At 65.8% G+C, this 3,232-nt stretch carries 3 protein-coding genes and 1 pseudogene; 1 reads left to right on the forward strand and 3 read right to left on the reverse strand.

The features are described from left to right. From G3N93_RS36700 to G3N93_RS36710, 3 genes are all read right to left on the reverse strand, one after another. The coding region (locus G3N93_RS36700; protein WP_206135210.1) for a GMC family oxidoreductase at positions 1 to 549 on the reverse strand (549 nt) is incomplete at its 3' end. A gap of 3 nt (positions 550 to 552) precedes the next feature. Continuing rightward, positions 553 to 2,049: an aldehyde dehydrogenase family protein gene (locus G3N93_RS36705; protein ID WP_206135211.1), complete on the reverse strand. Its 1,497-nt coding sequence runs from the start codon at positions 2,047 to 2,049 to the stop codon at positions 553 to 555. Between the two features lie 18 nt (positions 2,050 to 2,067). Further along, the gene (locus G3N93_RS36710; protein WP_206135212.1) at positions 2,068 to 2,961 is read right to left on the reverse strand and encodes an MBL fold metallo-hydrolase; all 894 of its coding nucleotides are present in this window, start codon (positions 2,959 to 2,961) and stop codon (positions 2,068 to 2,070) included. A 145-nt stretch (positions 2,962 to 3,106) separates the two neighbouring features. Between G3N93_RS36710 and G3N93_RS36715 the strand changes: the two are divergent. Continuing rightward, positions 3,107 to 3,232 (forward strand): annotated as a pseudogene (locus G3N93_RS36715) (hypothetical protein); the annotation flags it as partial.

A 3,232-nucleotide genomic window follows, 5' to 3' on the forward strand; every position in this document is an offset into this window, starting at 1 on the left:
TCCGACGCCGTCCTGCGCCTGAGCATTGGAATCGGCGACGTACGGGTAGCCGAGGCTCTTGACGGCCTCGACGAACAGGTCGCACAACGGGGCGGGCAGGATCGGGTCGGTCACGATCAGCGGCCCGTTGCGGCCGCGATAGCGATCGTCGCCGGGCCCGATCCGCGTTTCCGCCTTCTTGAAGAACGGCAGCACGTCGTCGTAACTCCAGCCCGGATTGCCCAGCGCGGCCCAGTCGTCGAAATCGCCGTGCTGGCCGCGGTTGTAGACCATCCCGTTGATCGAACCCGAGCCGCCCACGACCTTGCCCTGCGTCAGCTCGATCGTGCGGCCGTCGGTGCCGGCGATCGGGCCGCTGCGAAAGCGCCACACGAGCTTGTCGTTGAACAGGTTCTTGATGTAGCCGGCCGGGATGTGGATGAACGGGTTGGTATCGGGCGGGCCGGCTTCGAGCACGCACACCGTATGGCCCGCTTCGGCCAGGCGCGCGGCCACCACGCTGCCGCCGCTGCCCGCGCCGACCACCACGTAGTCGAAGGTCTCGGTCATCGATCAGGCATCCAGATTGAAATTGACGGTTTTCAGTTCGGTAAACGCTTCGATCGTCGACCAGCCGCCTTCACGTCCCGTGCCCGATCGCTTGATGCCGCCGAACGGCGCGTTCGGAATGCTGGCAAAGCCGTTGACGCCGATCGCGCCGCTCTTGACTGCACGTGCGACGCGGAATGCGCGGCTCACGTCCGTGGTGTACACGCAGCCCGCCAGCCCGTACGCGCTGTCGTTGGCGATGCGGATCGCTTCCTCCTCGGTGTCGAACGGAATCACCGACAGCACGGGGCCGAAGATTTCCTCCTGCGCGATCGTCATGTCGTTGCTCACGTTGGCGAAGAGGGCCGGCTCGACCCAGTTGCCGTTGCGGAATTCGCCACCCGGCGCGCGGCCGCCGGCCAGCAGCGTCGCGCCTTGCTGCCGGCCGCTTTCGACGTAGTCGAGCACGCGTGCCTGGTGGCGCCGGGAAATCATCGGCGCCGACGTGGTGGCCGCGTCGAACGGATCGCCGAACCGCACCTTCTGCAACTGTTCCTGCGCGTGGTGCAGGAACTCGTCCATGATCGAGCGATGCACGACCGCGCGCGACGGCGTGGAGCAGACCTGTCCCGACAGGAACGTGGAGCACAGCCCCATCAGCGCGTGCGCGGTGGTCTGCACGCTGCGCGTGTCGGGAAAGACGAGCGCCGCGCTCTTGCCGCCCAATTCCAGCGACAGGCGCTTCATCGTCGGCGCACTCGCGATCATGATTTTTTCGCCGACGACCGGGCTGCCGGTGAAGGTCACCTTGTCGACGCCGGCGTGCGCGGTGAGGGCGCTGCCCGTTTCGACGCCGCCGGTCACGAAGTTGAACACGCCGGGCGGCAAGTCGCTGTCGGCGATGATCTGCGCGAGTCGGGCCACGGCGAGGTTGGTGAGCTCCGACGACTTGACGATCACGGTGCAGCCGCAGGCCAGCGCCGGCGCCACCTTCATCGCGAACGTCAGCACGGGGCCGTTGTACGGCAGCACGGCCGCGACCACGCCGACCGGGTCGCGGAAGGTCATGTACTGCATGTTCGACGCACCGGAGAAGATCGGCAGCGTGTCGCCGTTTATCTTGTCGATCCAGCCGAGGAAGTGATCGAAGACGTCGGCGGCCGACTTGGCGGAGACGCGCGAATTTCGGCTGAACGCGTACGGAATGCCGTTGTCGAGCGTTTGCAGCCGCGCGATTTCTTCCTCGGCCGCATACAGGCGCTCGACGATCGGCTGCAGCAGGCGCTTGCGGTCCTGCGCGCGCATGCGCGGCCACGGACCTTCGTCGAATGCCTTGCGCGCCGCGGCCACGGCCAGCTCCACGCCTTGCGCGCCGGCGTCGGCGAAGCTGGTCATGACTTCGTTCGTGCAGGGGTTGAGCTGGTCGAAACGCGCGTCGGGCCAGTCCAGCCATTGTCCATCGATGAAAAGGCGCCCGGGGCGGACGTTCAAGCGGTCGAGATGGGAAACGAGACTGAGCATGGAATCGGAACCTGAGCGTTATTTGGGCACGCCGGTGAACACGTAGTCGCCTTCCGGATCGCGGGTAATCCGCCCGAACGACGGTGAACAGAAATGCGTGCAGGTGAACAGCGTCTTGCTGCCGTCGAGGCGCGACAGCAACGCGTGCCGCGTGGCCGACGACTGCGCGTGGTCGTGGTCGAGGATCTGCGCCATGTCCGGCCTGGCAACCTGCACCGGGTGATGCATGGCGTCGCCGGCGATGATGAAGGTCTCGGTGCCGGCGTCGATCTCGATCGCGATGTGGCCGATGGTGTGTCCCGGCGCGGAGAACACCGAGATCCCGTCGCCGAGGTCGGTGTCGCGATCGATGAAGTTCGCGAGGCCCGCATCGACGACGGGCTGGATGGATTCGTGGAACGACAGGTCCTGCGCGCGGTACATCGCGTCGTCCGGGTTGCCCTGTTGCGCGGCGTCGAACTCCTGCTTGCCGAAGTGGTACTTCGCATGGGGGAAGGTGGGCAGCCACCGGCCGTCCTGCTTGTAGGTGTTCCAGCCGACGTGATCGAAATGCAGGTGCGTGCACAGCACGTCGGTGACCGCATGACGGTCGATGCCCGCTTCCTCGAGCGTCGCCAGGAATTCGAGCTGCAGACCGGAGAACGCATCGAAGCCGGCGGTGTCCTTGTCGTTCCCGACGCAGGTGTCCACCACCAGCAGGCGCGCACCGGTCTTGACGATGAAGCACTGGCTGACGGCGCGCATGCCGTGATCGTCGTCGACGTAGGGCGGCTTCATCCACGGAATGGTTTTCAGCAGGTCGGGCGTGGCGTCGGGCAGCAAGGTTTCCAGAATCCGGCTGATGTCCATTTCGACGATCTGCACGACTTCCGCATGGCCGATCCGCGAGCGAATGGTATGCAGCAACGGCATGGCGTGTCTCCTCGGTGATTATTCGACGGACGCCCCCGGCTGAAGGACGTCCTGGCGGATCGGGGCCCGGTGCATGCGTGAAGGAGGCCGTCCGTCCATTGGTTGTCGATTGCATCACATGGCATGCGGTTGTCGAGTCGTTTTACCCGTGCCGCCGACCGACCAGTTGCGCGCGCAGGTGCTGAACCAGATGGTGCTCGAGCGTATCCAGGTGCAGAAAGCCAAGGACGACGGGATCCGCATCGACGACGCGACCGTGCAGTCCACGCTG

Source organism: Burkholderia sp. Se-20378 (genome assembly GCF_017104665.1).
Classification (GTDB): Bacteria; Pseudomonadota; Gammaproteobacteria; order Burkholderiales; family Burkholderiaceae; genus Burkholderia; species Burkholderia lata.

Excerpts from the sequence above, each read along its gene's own strand:
- G3N93_RS36705 (WP_206135211.1), bottom strand. The coding sequence starts at position 2,049 with ATGCTCAGTCTCGTTTCCCATCTCGACCGCTTGAACGTCCGCCCCGGG.
- G3N93_RS36710 (WP_206135212.1), bottom strand. The coding sequence starts at position 2,961 with ATGCCGTTGCTGCATACCATTCGCTCGCGGATCGGCCATGCGGAAGTC.